Annotated in this window: 17 protein-coding genes and 2 tRNA genes; 7 read left to right on the forward strand and 12 right to left on the reverse strand. The window is 46.7% G+C overall.

All coding sequences use genetic code 11. From position 1 onward, the window contains the following. Positions 1 to 116 precede the first annotated feature (116 nt). The 3 genes from SGRA_RS05225 to SGRA_RS05235 all read right to left on the reverse strand — a co-directional run bounded on the left by SGRA_RS05225 (position 117) and on the right by SGRA_RS05235 (position 2027). Positions 117 to 192, reverse strand: a tRNA-Pro gene (locus SGRA_RS05225). 80 nt (positions 193 to 272) lie between these two features. Continuing rightward, positions 273 to 1451, reverse strand: coding sequence for a molecular chaperone DnaJ (dnaJ, locus tag SGRA_RS05230; RefSeq protein WP_015691561.1), 1179 nt, complete (start codon positions 1449 to 1451; stop codon positions 273 to 275). 18 nt (positions 1452 to 1469) lie between these two features. Then, a complete protein-coding gene (locus tag SGRA_RS05235) occupies positions 1470 to 2027 on the reverse strand; it encodes a nucleotide exchange factor GrpE (RefSeq protein WP_015691562.1) in 558 nt (185 codons plus the stop codon). Between the two features lie 580 nt (positions 2028 to 2607). Here SGRA_RS05235 and SGRA_RS05250 point away from each other — a divergent pair. Then, positions 2608 to 3222 (forward strand): hypothetical protein, encoded by a 615-nt coding sequence (locus SGRA_RS05250; protein ID WP_015691565.1) that lies wholly within the window; start codon positions 2608 to 2610, stop codon positions 3220 to 3222. A 134-nt stretch (positions 3223 to 3356) separates the two neighbouring features. Here the strand turns inward: SGRA_RS05250 and SGRA_RS23925 are convergent, their stop codons facing one another. From SGRA_RS23925 to SGRA_RS05265, 3 genes are all read right to left on the reverse strand, one after another. Further along, positions 3357 to 3914, reverse strand: a complete 558-nt coding sequence (locus tag SGRA_RS23925; RefSeq protein WP_342626605.1) for an IS3 family transposase — start codon at positions 3912 to 3914, stop codon at positions 3357 to 3359. 327 nt (positions 3915 to 4241) lie between these two features. Then, positions 4242 to 4664 carry a transposase gene (locus tag SGRA_RS23930; protein WP_014373333.1) on the reverse strand — a complete coding sequence of 141 codons (423 nt, stop codon included), beginning with the start codon at positions 4662 to 4664 and terminating at the stop codon, positions 4242 to 4244. A gap of 132 nt (positions 4665 to 4796) precedes the next feature. After that, positions 4797 to 4869: transfer RNA gene (locus SGRA_RS05265), tRNA-Phe, on the reverse strand. A 205-nt stretch (positions 4870 to 5074) separates the two neighbouring features. Between SGRA_RS05265 and SGRA_RS05270 the strand changes: the two genes are divergently transcribed. From SGRA_RS05270 to SGRA_RS05290, 4 genes are all read left to right on the forward strand, one after another. Then, on the forward strand, positions 5075 to 6292 hold the full coding sequence (locus SGRA_RS05270) for a hypothetical protein (protein ID WP_015691567.1): 1218 nt from the start codon (positions 5075 to 5077) through the stop codon (positions 6290 to 6292). Between the two features lie 263 nt (positions 6293 to 6555). Continuing rightward, positions 6556 to 8460: a molecular chaperone DnaK gene (dnaK, locus tag SGRA_RS05280; RefSeq protein WP_041329508.1), complete on the forward strand. Its 1905-nt coding sequence runs from the start codon at positions 6556 to 6558 to the stop codon at positions 8458 to 8460. A 149-nt stretch (positions 8461 to 8609) separates the two neighbouring features. Continuing rightward, the gene (locus SGRA_RS05285; protein ID WP_015691570.1) at positions 8610 to 9218 is read left to right on the forward strand and encodes a glycoside hydrolase family 73 protein; all 609 of its coding nucleotides are present in this window, start codon (positions 8610 to 8612) and stop codon (positions 9216 to 9218) included. 12 nt (positions 9219 to 9230) lie between these two features. Continuing rightward, positions 9231 to 10925, forward strand: a complete 1695-nt coding sequence (locus tag SGRA_RS05290; RefSeq protein ID WP_015691571.1) for an amidohydrolase — start codon at positions 9231 to 9233, stop codon at positions 10923 to 10925. 285 nt (positions 10926 to 11210) lie between these two features. Here the strand turns inward: SGRA_RS05290 and SGRA_RS05295 are convergent, their stop codons facing one another. The 6 genes from SGRA_RS05295 to SGRA_RS05320 all read right to left on the reverse strand — a co-directional run bounded on the left by SGRA_RS05295 (position 11211) and on the right by SGRA_RS05320 (position 17592). Continuing rightward, on the reverse strand, positions 11211 to 12074 hold the full coding sequence (locus tag SGRA_RS05295; protein ID WP_041329510.1) for an IS3 family transposase: 864 nt from the start codon (positions 12072 to 12074) through the stop codon (positions 11211 to 11213). A 20-nt stretch (positions 12075 to 12094) separates the two neighbouring features. Continuing rightward, on the reverse strand, positions 12095 to 12517 hold the full coding sequence (locus SGRA_RS23935) for a transposase (protein WP_014373333.1): 423 nt from the start codon (positions 12515 to 12517) through the stop codon (positions 12095 to 12097). A gap of 258 nt (positions 12518 to 12775) precedes the next feature. Further along, complete coding sequence (locus SGRA_RS24025; RefSeq protein ID WP_015691574.1) at positions 12776 to 13285, reverse strand: hypothetical protein; 510 nt, start codon at positions 13283 to 13285, stop codon at positions 12776 to 12778. A gap of 140 nt (positions 13286 to 13425) precedes the next feature. Then, positions 13426 to 14607: an amidohydrolase family protein gene (locus tag SGRA_RS05310; RefSeq protein WP_015691575.1), complete on the reverse strand. Its 1182-nt coding sequence runs from the start codon at positions 14605 to 14607 to the stop codon at positions 13426 to 13428. Positions 14608 to 15038: 431 nt separating this feature from the next. Further along, positions 15039 to 16082, reverse strand: a complete 1044-nt coding sequence (locus SGRA_RS05315) for a diphosphomevalonate decarboxylase (protein ID WP_015691576.1) — start codon at positions 16080 to 16082, stop codon at positions 15039 to 15041. 7 nt (positions 16083 to 16089) lie between these two features. Beyond that, positions 16090 to 17592 (reverse strand): hypothetical protein, encoded by a 1503-nt coding sequence (locus SGRA_RS05320; protein WP_015691577.1) that lies wholly within the window; start codon positions 17590 to 17592, stop codon positions 16090 to 16092. A gap of 176 nt (positions 17593 to 17768) precedes the next feature. Between SGRA_RS05320 and SGRA_RS05325 the strand changes: the two genes are divergently transcribed. Beyond that, positions 17769 to 18083, forward strand: coding sequence for a hypothetical protein (locus SGRA_RS05325; RefSeq protein WP_015691578.1), 315 nt, complete (start codon positions 17769 to 17771; stop codon positions 18081 to 18083). A 9-nt stretch (positions 18084 to 18092) separates the two neighbouring features. Further along, positions 18093 to 18416, forward strand: a complete 324-nt coding sequence (locus SGRA_RS05330) for a hypothetical protein (RefSeq protein ID WP_015691579.1) — start codon at positions 18093 to 18095, stop codon at positions 18414 to 18416. Positions 18417 to 18421 lie beyond the last annotated feature (5 nt).

The following is an 18421-nucleotide window of genomic DNA, read 5'->3' on the forward strand; positions in this document are numbered from 1 at the left end:
GAGCAGACCTGCGAGCCCCGCAACGTAGCGCCGCAAGGCGAAGCCGCAGCGGAGGCCCCAAAGCATCCCAATAAACACAAAAAAAAAGCTGAATAACTCTAAAGTTATTCAGCTTTTGGTCGGGATGACTGGACTTGAACCAGCGACCACTCGCCCCCCAGACGAGTACTCTACCAACTGAGCTACATCCCGATTCGCTAGTAGCGTTGTTGTTTGTGGTCACAAATATAGGGCAATATTTTTTAGATCCAAACTTCTAGCGATTATTTTTTCTAATTTCCTCCAAAAACATCTCGGAGACGGTCCAAAAAGCCCTTTCTACCGCCTTTTTCCTTGGCATTGGGAATGAAATTTTTGCTGTCGCGCATTTTTTCTAAAGCACGGCGCTCATCCGAAGACACATTTTTAGGCACCCAAACCTTAACATGAATGAGCTGATCGCCCTGGCCATATCCTCTTAGAGAAGGAAGGCCCTTGCCTCTTAGACGGAAGACCTTGCCGCCCTCGGTGCCCGCAGGTAGCGTCACCTTGACCTTGCCCGTTAGGGTGGGGACCTCCACGGCGGTACCTAGGACCAAATCAGCAAAGTTGACGTCTAGCTCATAATGAATATTATTGCCATCTCGAGCAAAGAGCTCATGCTCCTTTTCTTGGATATTGATGAGCAGATCGCCCGCAGGACCACCATTCATGCCCGCATTTCCTTTGCCATGCATAGAAAGCTGTAGGCCTTCCGATACCCCAGCAGGGATCTCAATCTCTAGGGTTTCTTCGCCATAAGTACGGCCCTCGCCTCCACAGCTGCCGCATTTGCTCGTAATGCTTTTTCCAGAGCCATTACATTGGGGACAAGCCACGGTGGTTTGCATTTGGCCCAAAAAGGTGTTTTGCACCCGACGCACATAGCCGCTGCCATTACAAGTACCACAGGTCTTGATTGAACTGCTATCTTTGGCTCCAGAACCGCCACAGCTAGCGCAATTGACGTACTTCTTAACCTTAATCTTCTTTTTGGCGCCCTTGGCAATTTCTTCTAAGGTTAGGCCAACCCGAATACGAAGATTAGAGCCCTTTTGGCCACCTGCAGCCCTACGGCCACGGCCCCCTTGCTGCTGACCAAAGAAGTCGAAACCTCCTCCTCCGCCACCACCAAAGATGTCGCTAAACTGAGAGAAAATATCTTCCATAGAGAAGCCGCCTGCACCGCCAGGTCCAGCGCCCTGATTCACGCCAGCATGCCCATAACGGTCATAAGCTGCCCGCTTTTGGTCATCATTGAGCACCTCATAGGCTTCGGCTGCCTCCTTAAATTTTTCTTCTGCCTCGGGGTTATCGGGGTTGCGGTCTGGGTGGTACTTCATGGCCACCTTGCGGTAGGCCTTTTTGAGTTGCGCCTTTTCCACATTCCGATCTACGCCCAACACTTCATAATAATCTCTTTTCTGCGCCATGACTCTTTATCTTCTTTTTTATTGGCCCACTACAACCTTAGCGTAGCGGATGATTTTTTCATTCAAAATGTATCCTTTTTCCACGGTATCAATCACCTTGCCCTTGAGCTCTTCTGTGGGAGCGGGTACCTTGGTGAGGGCCTCATGAAAATCGGGATCAAAGGCTTGGCCAGTAGATTCCATTTCTTCCAATCCTTTTTGGGCCAAAGCTTTTTTCATTTTTTCATAGATGAGCATAATGCCATCATCTAGCTCTTGGCCAGCTTTTACCGCCCGATCAAAATCATCGAGTACGGGCAAAAGCGACTTAATCGTATCGGCCGCAGCAGTTTGGATCAGCTGCAGTTTTTCTCTGGCATTGCGCTTTCTAAAGTTGTCAAATTCAGCATAAATACGCAGGTATTTATCCTTCATTTCGGCCAGTTCTTGGGCCAATCTTTCTTTTTCGTCTTTGGGAGCTGCCGTTTCCTTCACGGTCTCCTCTTCCTGAGTTTGTGCATCTGCTTGCAACTGCTCTTCTTGCTGCTGTTGCTCCTCCTGAGGATCTAGTTGTTCCTCCTGCTTCTTTTCTTCCATGATAATATATATATAGTATGACGGTGTTTAAACGATTTCACTTTGGCCCTTGTCAAGTTTTTTGCCAGCCGCAAGATAAAGACATCTTGTCAGTTTTTTCTTGCTTTTTGGCAGTTTGTCAGTTTAGCCTGACAGGCCGAGGGGGAGCCATTATTTTTTTGTTGATTTTTTTGGGGCCTCCGCAGCAAAGCTGCGGCGCTACGTTTCGGGGCTCGCAGGTCTGCTCGGCCCTGCGGCCTGACGGCCTTGGTCTGCGGCTTCGCCGCCCCCCTACACATCGCTAGGCCATGAACGAGCGCAGCCAGCTGCGCCCAGCAGGCGGCAAAGCCGCCGCAAAGGCGCGAAGCGCCTCGGCTGAGGGATGGATAGGGGGGCCCGCAGGGCCAGACCCAAGTTTTTTGAAGCGAAGCGAAAAAAACTGCAGGGCCGAGCAGACCTGCGAGCCCGGCACAGCCCGACCCAAGGCCGTAGGCCGCAGGGGCAGCCCCAAATAAAACTTCTTCAATTCCTGTTAAAGCCCTAAGTTTGTCCCCTCCTATTTAGATCAAGAGTGAGCAACTCATTTTAAAAAAAACAAACTATGCGTTTATTTCAAATCGGGCTATTTTTGGCCCTCTTTTCTGGTATTTTCCTTTTTTCTTGCCAAGATAATGCCCCTCAACAAAGCGAGGGCGAAGCAACCGTAGCCGCCGATAGCAGCCAAGAAGGAAGCAGCGCCTCGCCTAGCCCCTTGAGCCCTGAAGAGCAATTGGCTAAGATGGAGCCCGCCGCCCAAGCCGAAATGGCCAAGCTCAATGAAACGGCCTGCGCTTGCCTGCAAGAACATGCCGAGGCCATCACTAATTTTACCGATAAGGCCCTGCCCGCTATTGCCGAAGCCAAAGAAAAAGGAGGCGTTAGCCTAATGGAAGTTCTGGGGCCCTTGATGCCCGATATGCGCAAGATGAAAGGCTATCGCGAATGTGGCAGCCAGGCAGATAGTAGCATCAATCAAAACCTAATTGATGAGGCCATGGCCAAAATTTTGGGCGAAAACATGGACCCCAAAGCCGCTAGCGAAAGCAAAATAGCCATTATGAACGCCCAACTTAAACAAAACTGTCCCGATGGTTTTGCCATTCAGGAAAAAATTACCGCCTTTGCCGAGGCTGGCCAAAGCTTGCAAGGAGATCAGCCCGCTGCCCCTCATAAATAGGCACTGTCCCGTCCTGAAAAACTGATACAGAATTTAAAGCAATAAAATTCTGATTAAATACGGGTGAAAAGTTATTCTGGAAGATTTTGACCTCCTTCAAAAAGGTCAAAAAATCTTACGGAAATAACTTGTTGTCAATTTAACAACTCTGGCTTAAGATGATCTTGGGCTAGAGTTGTTTTCTTTTTATAGCTCTTATATTCGAGCTCTTGTTGTTGGTGCATTTCAGCAGGCGGCATAAATTGACAAGACCAATGTGGCCGCGCTTGGTTGTAAATATCAATACTTTGAGCCACTATTTTCTTCATCGCATCTAGCCCTAAATGGAAAAAATCTGCAATAAACTCTTGCTTTAATATTCCATTTATTCGCTCTGCTACGGCATTTGCATAAGGGTCATAAGACTCAGTCATAGAGCAACTTATGCCTAGCTCTTTGAGTACTTGCTGATAATCATTTGAGCAGTACTGAATGCCCCGATCAGAATGATGAATCAGCTCTTCGTTAGGATATAGACGACGCTTTGCAGCCTGTTTTAAGGCTCGAATAGAGCCAATACTGCTCAAGCTGTCAGAGACATCATATCCCATTATTTGCTTAGAATAAGCGTCTGTGACCAAGGCTAAATACATTGGATTTTCTCTCGTTCCAATGTAAGTAATATCTGAAACCCCAGACTTGCTCTGGCCGATAAATTTTCAAATCAGCTATCTTGTTCTTATGCTTTCTGTAGTGGTGGAAGGAATTTGTCGTTGTATGATAGTTCTTTCGAGGTCGAACTAGCAGATTGTTGGCCCGCAAAATAGTAAAAAACTTATCTCGGCCTACTCGCAGAGCCTTCAACTCAGATTGAAGTAAATGGTACAATTTGCGGCCTCCTAAGCGAGGCATTTTGTTCCGTACTTCTTGAACTAAGGCAACTACTTTTTCTGCCAAACCCTGATTAGATCTATGTTTCGCCTTCGATCTATAGTACTGCTGACGATTTATCCCGACCAATCGACATAAGCCACTTAAGCTTATTTTTTCTTCTTTTTGGAATTTATCAACTGTTCGGGTAAAGACTTTTTTCTGATTGGAATTTCAAACTCTTCTTCCGCTATATCTATCATCATATCAAAAAACAAGGCCTTCTTATCTGCCTGATTTAGCTCCTTTTCCAAGCGACGATTTTTCTTCTCTAAAAGCTTCAATTGCTGACGCAACTCCATCAATTCTTGTTCTGGACTCTTCTTCATACTTCTTAATTTATAGCTTTTATCGTATTGGCCATGTTTCTCGATCCATGTCCGAATTGTACTGTCTCCTTGTATCCCATACTTCCGTTGAGCCGCCCTTAATCCAATCTCGCCATTTTCTACTTCCGACACAACTTGGAGCTTAAAAGCTAAGGTATAATCTTTTTGCGTCCGCTTAACATACTGACCTTCTTTATTTTCCATCTATCTTCTGTTTTTGTTGTATCAGTATATCAGGACAAGACACACTGAAGTAGAAAAAGGCTAGTGATTTTTATCGCTAGCCTTTTTTTTGGGCAAAAAAAAACCTCCAAGCCAAAAGCTTGAAGGTTAAAGTGGTTTCGGGCGGGCTCGAACCGCCGACACACGGATTTTCAGTCCGATGCTCTACCAGCTGAGCTACGAAACCAGCTGTTTTTGTTTTGCGTGGCACAAATATAAGGCAGTTTTTTAAACTTCCAAAGGTTTTCTGAAAAAAACTATACTTTTTTGTGAATTCAGAGCCTGGCCTTAAAGTTTTTTAAAAATTTAAGATTAGTGAGGCCTTTTATTAAATTTGCGCAAGTCCTTTTTTGCCCAAAAATGTTTGGTCTCATCCTTAGAATTTAAAATCTATGTACTTAAAAAGATGGAGTGTACTGGCCCTACTCCTTTGTTTTGGCCTGTTGAATAATAGTTGCGATAATGAAGTTGATGTAGTTGGCGACTGGAAAGAGGTGCCTATTGTTTATGGCGTAATTAACCCCCTGCCTTTATTTTCGCCTATGGAGCCGCACTATATTCGTATTGAAAAGGCCTTTTTGGACCCTCGTACGGATGCCTTTCAGATTGCGCAGCGGGCCGACTCCCTTTATTATGGTCCTTTTGACCTAGAAGTAATTTTGTATGAGCAAACGCAGCAGGGCTCTCAGGTCATCAACACCCCTCTAGATACTTTTGAGCGGGTAAATGCCACCGATGAAGGCTTTGCGGACCGAGAAGAGGGTATTTTTGCGGCTAGTCCCAACTATATTTATAAGAGTGATGCCGTTTTGCCTGTAGGCAGCTATTTCTTACTCAAGGTAAAGAACTTGGCTACGGGCAAAGAGTACGATATATATACAAAGAGCATTCAACCTGGCAATCGTGATTTTACCGACTCGACCTTTAATGAGTTTAGAGTGACCACGCCCTCCACTAGTTTGGGGATTAAGTGGGCCAACTATGATCAGGGCAGCCAAGACTGGATCTTTAGAGATATCCGCTTCAACTGGGCCACCCCAAGCGATGCGGCTATTTATGATCTTTCATTGGATATTCATTATTATGAATTTGAGGTAGACCAAAGCCAAACGGGCGAGCCCGAGATTCCTGGCACTCGAGTCCGTAAAACCCTCAAGTGGACCCCCTTCCGCTCTGTTTTGGCCTCGGGTACTTCAGAGCCTAGAGGACTTTGCAATGCTTGTCCACAAACCTATGAGCGTTTTATTGAAGGCGATGGAACCGTGGCCCAAGAAATCAATGGCGAGAGCTTCTTCCGCTATTTGGCCAACAACCTATCGAGCACTACAGATAATAATATTCGCCGCTGCTTTAGCGAATTGGATATTCGGGTAGATGCCGCTGGCGTAGAGCTGGCCAACTACCTTAAGGCCAATGCCGCCAACCAAAGCCTAGTGGGCGGACTGTTTCCGGCAGAACCCTACACGAATGTTCCTGATGGCTATGGCATTTTTACCACAAAAATGTTTACCACTAGAAATGGCTATGAATTAGACGATGAAGTTTTGGAGTACCTCAAATTTGGGGAAATCACTCGAGATCTTGGTTTTAGAGATTATAGCTGCAACTAAAATATAAAAGGCCCTTTGGAGGGCCTTTTTTTATGCCCTGCAAGCCAGGCCGCCAAGCAATCACTGACAAGAGAGCGGACAAAAACTGAAAAAATGGCAGCTTGTCAGGCCAAAATGCAGGCAAAACAGCCGATTTGGCAAAAAAAAGGGCAAAAAAGAGAAAAAATTCTGTTGGTACAAGCCTTGATCTTAGGGCAGTGTCGCTCAATGAGGCGAACAACAATAATTGACTATCAAACTAACAAATTCAATATCTACAAGTTATGGGTAAGATTATAGGAATCGACTTAGGAACTACCAACTCCTGCGTATCTGTAATGGAAGGAAACGAACCTGTAGTGATTACCAACGAAGAGGGTAAGCGCACTACGCCTTCTGTTATTGGTTTTTTGGATAATGGCGAACGCAAAATCGGTGATCCCGCTAAGCGTCAGGCAATTACCAACCCGCACAAAACAATCATGTCTATCAAGCGCTTTATGGGCTTGCGCCACAGCGAAGCTGGCGATGATGTGAATCAGGTCCCCTATGAAATTTTGAAAGGGGCCAACGATACTATTCGCGTAAAAATTGACGACCGCGAATATAGCCCACAAGAGATTTCGGCCATGACGCTACAAAAAATGAAGCGCATTGCAGAAGAGTACTTGGGCCAAGAAGTGACTGAAGCTGTAGTTACTGTACCTGCTTACTTTAACGACTCTCAGCGTCAAGCCACTAAAGAAGCTGGCGAAATTGCCGGCCTAAAAGTTCGTCGTATCATCAACGAACCTACTGCCGCAGCTCTTGCTTACGGTATGGATAAAGCTGATGAGGATGTAACTATTGCTGTTTATGACCTTGGTGGAGGAACTTTTGACGTTTCTATCCTTGAACTAGGCGGTGGCGTTTTTGAAGTAAAATCAACAAATGGTGATACACACCTTGGTGGTGACGACTTTGACCGTGTGATCATGGACTGGCTCATTAGCGAGTTCAAACAACAAGAAGGTATTGACCTTAGCAAAAATGCAGAGGCCATCCAACGTCTAAAAGAAGCTTCAGAAAAAGCTAAGATTGAGCTTTCTGGTGGTTCTTCTACAGATATCAACCTTCCTTATATCTCTTTCAATGAAAGTGGCGCTAAGCACTTGGTCCGCCAATTGAGCCGCTCTAAATTTGAGCAACTCATTAGCGACTTGGTACAGCGTACCCTTACGCCCTGCCAAAAAGCACTAGATGATGCTGGCCTTTCTATCGGCGATATTGATGAGATTATCCTAGTAGGTGGTTCTACTCGTATTCCTGCCATTCAGGAAGCTGTAGAAAAATTCTTCAACAAGAAGCCCAATAAGAGCGTAAACCCCGATGAAGTAGTGGCCGTAGGTGCTGCTATCCAAGGTGGTGTATTGACTGGTGAGGTGAAAGATGTTCTTCTCCTAGATGTTACTCCCCTTTCTTTGGGTATCGAAACTTATGGTGGCGTATTCACTCGCCTAGTTGAGGCCAATACGACTATTCCTAAGCGTGCTTCTCAGGTATTTTCTACCGCTCAAGATAACCAGCCTTCTGTAGAGATCCACGTTTTGCAAGGAGAGCGCCCCATGGCCAACCAAAACCGCACAATCGGTCGCTTCCAACTAGAGGGTATCCCCGCTATGCGCAAAGGTGAACCTCAAATTGAAGTAGTTTTTGACATTGACTCTAACGGTATCCTTAGCGTTTCTGCTAAAGAGAAAACGACCGGAAAAGAACAGAAGATCCGCATCGAGGCTTCTACTGGACTTTCTCAAGAGGAAATCGATAAGATGAAGCAAGAAGCCGAGGCCAATGCCGAAGCCGACCGCCAAGCTCGCGAAAAAGTAGATAAGCTCAATGAGGCCGACTCTATCATCTACCAAACAGAACGTCAGATGACAGAACATGGCGAGAAATTGCCCGAAAACCTCAAAGCCGATATCGAAAAAGCAGTCACTGAGCTTAAAGCAGCTCATCAAGCACAAGACCTAGATGCCATCAACAAAGGGATCGAGGCCGTAAATAACGCTTGGGCTGCAGCTAGCCAGCAAATGGGTGGACAGCCCGGCGCCGGTGGCCCCGAAGCAGGCCCCCAAGGCCCCGCCAATGACGGCCAAGCCGGTGGCGATGATGTAACCGATGTAGAATTTGAAGAGGTAGACAATAAGTAGTCGCCTACTCAAAAACTCCAATAATGAGGCGAGTCAACTTAGGTTGACTCGCCTTTTTTATGTCTTGGCTTTCTATTCTTTATTATCTTTGGACCAAAATCTAACTTATGGCGACATCCCCCAGGCTCCGCTACTTTCTGCTTATACCTATGCTAATTTATTTCCTTTTCCTCTTTTGGTTCCACTGGATTCAGCCCAAAACGCCGACTAAAGCCGAGAAAATTGCGGCCAATAATGAAGCCATTGCCGCCTATGTCGAACGCTTCCACCCCCTCGCTATTGCCGAGATGCACAGACTAGGCGTGCCCGCTAGTATTACCCTGGCCCAAGGGATCCTAGAGTCTCAATACGGAAAAAGCGAATTGGCCCAACAAGCCAATAATCACTTCGGCATGAAATGCGGCGGCAACTGGGAAGGCGATAGCTACTCTAAGTTTACTGGAGAATGGAATAATGAAGCCCAGTCTTACCGACAATTGGCCTGCTTCCGCGTTTTTGATTCTGCCGAAGCCTCTTTTAGAGCACATTCCGACTTCCTGCGCTACCGCAAGTATTACCAAAAACTCTTTCTCCTCCCCTCCAAAGATTATAAGGCCTGGGCCAAAGGCCTACAAGCCGCAGGCTATGCTACCGACCCCAAATACCCCGATAAACTCATTTCTCTCATCGAACGATTTGAACTGGACCAATATGATCAGCTCCTGCTCCGCCCAGAATCGCCCTGGGTGCTGGCTCCAGATACCCTCTCTTTCGACTAACGATTATATGTTATGCGCTTGCTCTCTTTTTTTGCCCTTTTCTTGCTCCTCGCCTGCCAAAATGAATCCCAAAAAGCGGAGCTGCTCATCTTTAATGGCCCTATTTATACCGTAGATAGTAGCCAATCTCAGGTGGAAGCGCTGGCGGTGGCCAATGGGAAAATTATCGCCCTGGGAAATTGGAGCGATCTCCAAAAGTTTCAAAGCCCTAGTACCGAACTGCTGGACCTTAAAGGCAAAACCCTGATTCCCGCCTTTATTGAAAGCCATGCCCATATTCTGGGCCTAGGGCAGTTTAAACGAGAACTGGACCTCAGCCAAGTCAAAAGCTATGAGGAGCTGATCCAATTGGTCCAAGAACAAGCTGCCAAAACGCCAAAAGGCGAATGGATTCTTGGCCGCGCCTGGCATCAAAGTAAATGGGATTCTCTCCCCTTTTCGATCAAAGGCTACCAAACGCATGATGCCCTCAGCCAAGCCGTCCCCGATCATCCCGTTTTGCTGATGCACGCTAGCGCCCACGCCCTGATGGCCAACGAAAAAGCCATGCAGCTGGCGGGCCTAACGCCCGAAACCCAAATGAATGAGGAAGGCGAGATTATCCGCTTTCCCAATGGCCGCCCCACAGGCATTTTTACCGAAAATGCCATGACGATGATTAAGGAGGCCCTGCCGCCCGCCGATGAAAATAGCCGCTATCAAGATCTACTAGCGGGTATCCAAGAGGCCCTTAGCTACGGTATTGGCAGCCTGCAAGATGCCGGCTCCGATTCTGCCGCTATTGCGCTTTACCGAAAAGCCCTGGCCCAAAATGAACTCCCGCTCCGCCTTTGGGTAATGCTGGCCTATAATAATTATGCTGCCGATGTCCAAGGCCAAGACGATCCTTTCCTAGAAAAATGGCTGAAAAAAGGTCCCGAAAAAGGCGATTTTCTCAGTATCGGAGGCATTAAGCTTTATGCCGATGGCGCCCTAGGCTCTAGAGGCGCTTGGATGCTCGAGGAGTATAGCGACCGAGCTGGCCATTTTGGCCACCCTACTCTCCCCCTAAAAACTATTGAGGAGATTGCCGAAAAAGCCCTGCTGGCCGACTTCCAACTTTGTACTCACGCTATCGGCGACCGAGCCAACCGAGAGCTGCTCAATATTTATGAACGGGTCCTAAAAGCCCAGCCCCAAGCCGCCAAAGACCACCGCTTCCGAATTGAACATGCCCAACATATTGCCCCCAAAGATATTCCCCGCTTTGCCCAGCTAGATGTTATTGCCTCGGTCCAAGGGATCCACTTTTCTTCCGATCGCCCCTGGGCCCAAAGCCGCCTGGGCCGCCTGCGCATCGCTATGGGCGCCTACCGCTGGAAACAATTGCTGGCCTCTGGCGCCAAACTGATTAACGGCACCGATGCCCCCGTCGAGTCGATCAATCCAATCGCCTGCTTTTATAGCCTGGTCAGCCGCCAAGCCAATGATGGCCAAGTCTATGAAGCCGACCAAAAGCTGAGCCGCCTGCAGGCCCTAAAGGCCTATACCCTAGATGCCGCCTATGGCGCTTTTCAAGAAAAGGAAAAAGGCAGCCTAGAGGTCGGAAAGTTTGCCGATTTTGCCATCCTTTCCCAAGATATTATGCAGGTCCCCCTCCAAGATATTCCCCAAACTAAGGTCCTGCAAACTATTGTAAACGGTAAAACGGTCTATTTGAGGGAGTAGGATTTGGGGCCTCCGCCTCGCTTCGCTCGTCGGCGCTACGTTTCAGGGCTCGCAGGTCTGCTCGGCCCTTCGCCAGCTTCGCTGGCTCGGTCTGGCCTACGGCCACCCTTGCACATCGCTAGGCCTGCGGCCCTTCGGGCCTGCTATCCGTAGCTTGTCCCGTCCTGAAAAACTGATACAGAATTTAAAGCAATAAAATTCTGATTAAATACGGGTGAAAAGTTATTCTGGAAGATTTTGACCTCCTTCAAAAAGGTCAAAAAATCTTACGGAAATAACTTGTTGTCAATTTAACAACTCTGGCTTAAGATGATCTTGGGCTAGAGTTGTTTTCTTTTTATAGCTCTTATATTCGAGCTCTTGTTGTTGGTGCATTTCAGCAGGCGGCATAAATTGACAAGACCAATGTGGCCGCGCTTGGTTGTAAATATCAATACTTTGAGCCACTATTTTCTTCATCGCATCTAGCCCTAAATGGAAAAAATCTGCAATAAACTCTTGCTTTAATATTCCATTTATTCGCTCTGCTACGGCATTTGCATAAGGGTCATAAGACTCAGTCATAGAGCAACTTATGCCTAGCTCTTTGAGTACTTGCTGATAATCATTTGAGCAGTACTGAATGCCCCGATCAGAATGATGAATCAGCTCTTCGTTAGGATATAGACGACGCTTTGCAGCCTGTTTTAAGGCTCGAATAGAGCCAATACTGCTCAAGCTGTCAGAGACATCATATCCCATTATTTGCTTAGAATAAGCGTCTGTGACCAAGGCTAAATACATTGGATTTTCTCTCGTTCCAATGTAAGTAATATCTGAAACCCAGACTTGCTCTGGCCGATAAATTTTCAAATCAGCTATCTTGTTCTTATGCTTTCTGTAGTGGTGGAAGGAATTTGTCGTTGTATGATAGTTCTTTCGAGGTCGAACTAGCAGATTGTTGGCCCGCAAAATAGTAAAAAACTTATCTCGGCCTACTCGCAGAGCCTTCAACTCAGATTGAAGTAAATGGTACATTTTGCGGCCTCCTAAGCGAGGCATTTTGTTCCGTACTTCTTGAACTAAGGCAACTACTTTTTCTGCCAAACCCTGATTAGATCTATGTTTCGCCTTCGATCTATAGTACTGCTGACGATTTATCCCGACCAATCGACATAAGCCACTTAAGCTTATTTTTTCTTCTTTTTGGAATTTATCAACTGTTCGGGTAAAGACTTTTTTCTGATTGGAATTTCAAACTCTTCTTCCGCTATATCTATCATCATATCAAAAAACAAGGCCTTCTTATCTGCCTGATTTAGCTCCTTTTCCAAGCGACGATTTTTCTTCTCTAAAAGCTTCAATTGCTGACGCAACTCCATCAATTCTTGTTCTGGACTCTTCTTCATACTTCTTAATTTATAGCTTTTATCGTATTGGCCATGTTTCTCGATCCATGTCCGAATTGTACTGTCTCCTTGTATCCCATACTTCCGTTGAGCCGCCCTTAATCCAATCTCGCCATTTTCTACTTCCGACACAACTTGGAGCTTAAAAGCTAAGGTATAATCTTTTTGCGTCCGCTTAACATACTGACCTTCTTTATTTTCCATCTATCTTCTGTTTTTGTTGTATCAGTATATCAGGACAAGACAGCTGCAGCTTAAAAGCCGCAAGACCTGAAAACCGAATGCTTGCGCCCATCTCCAATAAAGCAGGGGCTTTTAAGCTCCTGCGGCGAGAAAAATGATGGCCCAAGAGATTGGCTGCGGCCTTTAGGCTGCAGGAATAGGATTTTGGCCCCAATTGTTAGGGAATTGTTAAAAATGAAAATAATGTAACAAAATCAAAAAGGGGGAAAGTTCGGTATTTTACCGAACTAGTTCAGCTCCAGACCGAAGCAGTTCACCTCCAGACCGAACTAGTTTACCTCCAGACCGAAGCAGTTTACCTCCAGACCGAACTAGTTTACCTCCAGACCAAACTAGTTTACCTCCAGACCAAACTAGTTCAGCTCCAGACCAAACTAGTTCACCTCCAGACCGAACTAGTTCAGCTCCAGACCGAACTGGTTCACCTCCAGACCGAAGCAGTTCACCGCCAGACCGAACTAGTTCACCGCCAGACCGAAGCAGTTTACCTCCAGACCGAACTGGTTCACCTCCAGACCGAAGCAGTTCACCTCCAGACCGAACTAGTTCACCTCCAGACCAAACTAGTTCAGCTCCAGACCAAACTAGTTCACCTCCAGACCAAACTAGTTCACCTCCAGACCAAACTAGTTCACCTCCAGACCAAACTAGTTCACCTCCAGACCGAAGCAGTTCACGGGACTGTTCAGGATTTTGTGTATCCAGATAGGCAACAAAAAGGGCAAGCAAAAAATGTTAAACAAAAAAGCCCAGCCACTCCCCTAAGGGATTCCTTAGGGAATCCCGCAGAGGGGTGGGTGGGCGGGTTATATTGCGAATGAGGAGCGCAGCGACGAATACCGCTTTTGGGCCTCCTCTAGAGCAGCGCATTAGGCTAATTTTTGAACGGCAGTACTCGCATCTCCATAGTTTTGGCCGGGCGCAACGCTAAGTAGATTAACGCCAGGTTTTTTGCCTGGAGCAAAGCTGCCCAATTCCTCCTCAAAGCCGAGGGCTTCGGCACCGTTTAGGGTGGCCCATTGCAAAAGCGTCTCAAAAGGGACATAAGACTGGTAGCGGCGGATAGTCTTTATCTCCTCTAGAATAGAAAGGGACCAATTAGAGGTAAGGCTATCGGTACCTAAACAAACCTTAGCGCCTTTTTTCAAAAATGCCTGATAATTGGGCAAGCGATTTTCAATATATAGATTGGCATTGGGGCAGCTGGCCCAATAAACCGATTTGCCCCAGCTTTTGGCAAAAGCAATATCCTGCTCAGAAGTAAGGGTATTATGCACAAAAAGCGTTCGTTGTTCGGGGTCCATTTGCGAGAGGGCATAATGAATGGCCGTGCGGCCATTAGGCTGGAATTGGTCCAGAGAAAAACCAAACTGCCCATAGAAATCGACAAAGCCGCCTGTTCCTGTCAAAAAGAGTTCTTGTTCTGGGGGTGTCTCTTGGTTGTGAATGCTTACCGTATGGGCTTCTCCTTGGTTGGCGGCATTGATGCGCTCGAACAATTGGGGAGAAACAGAATAAGGGGCATGAGGCACCATCACCTTTTTGCTCCCTTCTGCTAGGGGGAGAGCATCATAAACGGCCTTATATTTTTCAAATTCGGCCTCGGCATTGGCGGTTTGTAGAAAATCGAAGCATTCGACAAAGCTATAATAGCGCAGGCGGCCCTTGGCCTTTTGGGCAAAGGTATCGGGAACATTAGTAATATCGCCTACGGCCACAATACCATTAGCGATCATTTGGTCCTCGGCCCAAGCGATAGCCTCGGCAATTTCGGTTTCGGGCGCATTGCGTCTAGACACCACCTGCTTAATAAAGTCGATGAGGCCCGTGCCCGTTTCTACTTTTCCGAGCATATGAGAGAGCTCTAGGTGGCAATGGGCATTGATAAAGCCGGGGACCAAAATCCCTTCATGAATCTCGATCTCTTCATCGGGATAATCGGCTCTTTGGCCTATTTCTAGGATGCGGCCCTCATCATCAAGGACCAAAACGCCCTCTTTGATGGGAGCTTCGCTAATTGGGTAAATATAATCGGCGCTTATTTTTCTCATGATAGATGTCTTTAATTTGAGGGGCAAAAATAGCTAAAACTATTGATTTTATCCTTAAAAATGCGGTGGACAGGCGGCGAAGCCGCCGCAGGCTGAGGGATGGACAGCAGTGGCCGTCAGGCCAGACCCAGCCGCCGCAGGCGGCGCAGGGCCGAGCGAAGAGCGAGCTGCGAAACAGCCCGACCCGACCGCAGGGAGGGGCAGCCCCAAAATAGCAGCGAGCTGCGACAACCAGCCCCAAAGGGGCGCCAGTTCGATGACCAAGGGGAATAAACAGCCCGACCCGACCGCAGGGAGGGACAGCCCCAAAATAGCAGCGAGCTGCGACAACCAGCCCCAAAGGGGCGCCAGTTCGACAACCGAAGGGCGTAGCGGCAGCCCCAAAATAGCCGCATAAAAAAAGCCTCCCTAGGGAAGCTTTTCCTTAATATTTAGAGTAGCCTTAATTTCTCGGGGCCGCAGCCTAATTCATCGGCTAGATGGCCGCCATTTTCGCAGAGGGGGAGCAACTCCTCCTGGAGGAAAGGCTGCACCTTAGGCTGCATCGATTTGGGGTAAAGCAGATGCAAATTGGGGCCTGCATCTAGGGTAAAATAGAGCGGGAGTTTTGTTTGTTGGCGCCAATCTCGGACCTTCTCGATCAGGGCCAAACTATTGGGCTGCATCAGCAAATAAGAAGGGCGAGAAGTCATCATGAGAGCGTGTAGCATCAGGGCCTCTTCCTCGGCAATTTGGCCAAAGGTGGCCCAATCGCCAGCTTGGAGAGCGGGCAAAAGTTTGCCCAAATTCTCTTCCGCCAATTGGTAGCGAAGGGGGGCAAAAGGGTTGCCCTCCATCAGTTTGTGGCCGGCGGTACTAGAGACCGATTTCTCGGCCCGGCTCACCAGCAAAATAGTATCTTGGACCGCCTTAAAATCATCATGCAAGAGCTCGCCGCAGGGGCTAGCCCAGAGATTAGAGCTCCCCTTTAGCTGCTTAGACTCGCCCCAAGAGGCGGCCATAGGGTAAAGCGATCGGCAGGCAGAGCCAGAGCCTAGGCGGGCAAAATAGCTGGCCTTTTGCCAAAACTCGGCCTGATCGGAAGTGGGGCCAAGGCCCAATTCGGCGGCCATATCGCAGAGGCAGAGAGCCAGAGCGCTCATGCTAGAAGCGGAAGAAGCGATGCCCGCAGAATGGGGAAAAGAATTCTTAGAATCCAGTTCTAGGGCGTATTCATCGAGGAAAGGCAGCTCCTCGAGAATACTTTCTAGAAAGCCCTGAATACGTTGGGCAAAAGCTGGTTTTTCTTGGCCTTCAAACAAAAAGCGCAACTGAATACCGCCCTTAGCTTTGGGGCTATAGCGGAGCGTCGTTTGGCTATAGGCGGCAGAAAGCGTAAAGCTGAGCGAAGCATTTTTGGGAAGTTGGCGGCCGTATTTGCCCCAATACTTAATAATGGCAATATTGGAGGGGCTTTTCCAGCAAGTTTGATTCATGATATACTTATTTTGATGTTGATTCAGGGGCTTCCATAAAGCTTTGGGGCTCTAGAAAAGCAAATTGATAATATCTGAAATAAAGGGATTGCAGACCGAGAAATAGGCGGCCATCCTCTAGGGGGTAGCTCAATTCGGGGCAGAGCAATTCATCTTTAAATTCGTAAGATAATAACTGTTTCTCTTTTAGCTTGCCTTGGGCATCTATTTGGGCTAGGTAGGCGCCTGATTCGCGGCCATAGAGGCCTCGATTGAAGAGCAGATACAGCTTGCCGGCCTTCTCCCAAAGGTAAGGGCGTAAAAAGCTAGCCTTAGACTTGGGAAAAGAGTTGTGTTTGAGGATACTCTGCTCCCAGAGTAGCTCTCCAGCTTCAGAGAAGCAGAGCAGAAAAATATTGTGGCTTTTAAAGTTATGAATGCCATAGGGACGTTCTTCAGCTAGGAGGATCAAGCGACCATCGGCCAGTTGTCGGAAGCTGATCGTTTTGTAATTTCGCAGCTCTGTTTTCTCCTTAATTCGCCCTAATTTCCGCTGCAATAATTGGGCTTTTAGCGAGTCGGAAAAGGACTGCTTGTACTTAGTGAGCACCTGATTTCGGGCGGCATTTATTTTAATAAAAAAATAGCCGCCTTGTTTATAATATTTTTTCTGAGAGTAGAGGCCGGTCCAATAAATATTGCCCTCTGCATCAAAAAGGAGATCCATTTCATTATAGAAAAAATCGCCTAATTTGGGACTAAAGTGGGTAAACTCCCCTGCATTTGGGCCTAAGAAATAGACCAGGGGGTCTGCCGTTACCTTTTTGAGCTGATAAGAGCGTTTTTCTCGAAATCGATCGCAGAGAATAGCAATAATTCCTTGATTACTAATCTTCAGCTTTTGAATAGCGACCACTCTTTTTCCGCTTTGATGAAGAGAGAGATCCAGCTTGCGCTCCCAGAGCAGCTGAAGACGGGCATCGAGCACCCGCAGGCGGATGCTATTGGTAAGTCCCCGAATATCTTCAATATCGCCTTCTTCCTCATAATCATAAAGCAGCAATTTGCTACCATCTGGAGAAAGGACAAAATTGCCTCGGTAGAGGCGTTCTTTCATATCAAAGGGCGGAATCAGGGCAATACTATCGGGAGATAAGCGAAAGCTATCGGGCAAAATTTCTTTGGCATAGAGGCTCACATCCTCATAGCGCTGAAGAGCCTTATTGTCTATATAGTAGGAATAGAGCAAATAGTTTTTGTCCTGAATGTGCATGGCTCCGCCATATTTTCGCTTTCGGTCGCTTGAAATATAGCGGCCCTTTAGCTTGAGCTGCCCATCGTAAATTTCGGTTTCGGCCTTATCGAATTGCTTATTAAAGCGCAAAATCTGAAAGCGATTCTCCTCATACTCTAAAAGCGCATAGGTTTTATAGTTACCTAATCGCTCTTGGCGCTCGCCCAAAAATAGCGCTTGTGCGCCCAAGAATAAAGGGAAAAAGCTGATCAATAATAGAAGTATAATTTTATGCATGTATAGATGATTTGATGTAAATGTACTGACTTCTTATAGAAGTCTAAACTTAGCCCCAAAGCAAATAGATGAATCTCTGAAACAATCTGGTGGTTTTAAATTAACTAAGCAAAAGAGAAACTAATTTTGACCTTTTACATTTATCCGACTTTCTATTTATCAAAACCCCTTATAGAATGATTAGTCTTATTATACTTATTGGCGTAATTCGCAATTATTGGAATTTAGCCAAAGCAAAAGGCAAAAATGCTTATTTATGGGCATTTCTAGCTTTTATTATTTATTATGGCTTAGTTATACTCATATCTGTCCCCCTTATGTTTTTCCTAGAAGAACAGATTACAGGAGAACCCGGCTTTGAACTCCTCTTCAATTTAGTTATTGGATTTCTATCTTTACTTTTCACTTATTTACTAGGTCCGGTCCTTATTAAAGATGATAAGGCCCTCTCTTTGGAGGAGCAAAACGACATCTTAGATGCTGGCCTTTAATTTATCATTATGATCATACTCACTATTATCCTTGCGGGCGCCTTGGCCATTGGCAAATGGTACTGGGATAGCGCCGCCGAGCAATCTCTGCCCAAACTCAAATGGCTACTCATTGGTATGGGCCTATTTATTGGCAGCTATATCCTCATTGGAATAATTGTCTCCCTAGTCTTTCAGTTTGTTTTTGGCGATCTGGCCATTGGTATACATGAAATTGGCAAAATTCTCATTACCGCCTCTTTGGCTATTAGTGTCTGCAAATGGGGCAACAAACGCTGGCTAGAAAATTATAGCCCTCCCCAAAAGTCAGATATTCTAGATGCGGATATATAAACCAG

Origin of the sequence: Saprospira grandis str. Lewin, from assembly GCF_000250635.1 — a bacterium.
Classification (GTDB): domain Bacteria; phylum Bacteroidota; class Bacteroidia; order Chitinophagales; family Saprospiraceae; genus Saprospira; species Saprospira grandis.

Bases quoted from the DNA above. Each gene is read 5' to 3' on its own strand.
- SGRA_RS05330 (WP_015691579.1), top strand. From the start codon at position 18,093: ATGATCATACTCACTATTATCCTTGCGGGCGCCTTGGCCATTGGCAAA.
- SGRA_RS05285 (WP_015691570.1), top strand. From the start codon at position 8,610: ATGCTAATTTATTTCCTTTTCCTCTTTTGGTTCCACTGGATTCAGCCC.
- SGRA_RS05315 (WP_015691576.1), bottom strand. From the start codon at position 16,082: ATGAATCAAACTTGCTGGAAAAGCCCCTCCAATATTGCCATTATTAAG.
- SGRA_RS05235 (WP_015691562.1), bottom strand. From the start codon at position 2,027: ATGGAAGAAAAGAAGCAGGAGGAACAACTAGATCCTCAGGAGGAGCAA.
- SGRA_RS05320 (WP_015691577.1), bottom strand. From the start codon at position 17,592: ATGCATAAAATTATACTTCTATTATTGATCAGCTTTTTCCCTTTATTC.
- SGRA_RS05250 (WP_015691565.1), top strand. From the start codon at position 2,608: ATGCGTTTATTTCAAATCGGGCTATTTTTGGCCCTCTTTTCTGGTATT.
- dnaJ (WP_015691561.1), bottom strand. From the start codon at position 1,451: ATGGCGCAGAAAAGAGATTATTATGAAGTGTTGGGCGTAGATCGGAAT.
- SGRA_RS05290 (WP_015691571.1), top strand. From the start codon at position 9,231: ATGCGCTTGCTCTCTTTTTTTGCCCTTTTCTTGCTCCTCGCCTGCCAA.
- SGRA_RS05310 (WP_015691575.1), bottom strand. From the start codon at position 14,607: ATGAGAAAAATAAGCGCCGATTATATTTACCCAATTAGCGAAGCTCCC.
- SGRA_RS23930 (WP_014373333.1), bottom strand. From the start codon at position 4,664: ATGGAAAATAAAGAAGGTCAGTATGTTAAGCGGACGCAAAAAGATTAT.
- SGRA_RS05325 (WP_015691578.1), top strand. From the start codon at position 17,769: ATGATTAGTCTTATTATACTTATTGGCGTAATTCGCAATTATTGGAAT.
- SGRA_RS23935 (WP_014373333.1), bottom strand. From the start codon at position 12,517: ATGGAAAATAAAGAAGGTCAGTATGTTAAGCGGACGCAAAAAGATTAT.
- dnaK (WP_041329508.1), top strand. From the start codon at position 6,556: ATGGGTAAGATTATAGGAATCGACTTAGGAACTACCAACTCCTGCGTA.
- SGRA_RS05270 (WP_015691567.1), top strand. From the start codon at position 5,075: ATGTACTTAAAAAGATGGAGTGTACTGGCCCTACTCCTTTGTTTTGGC.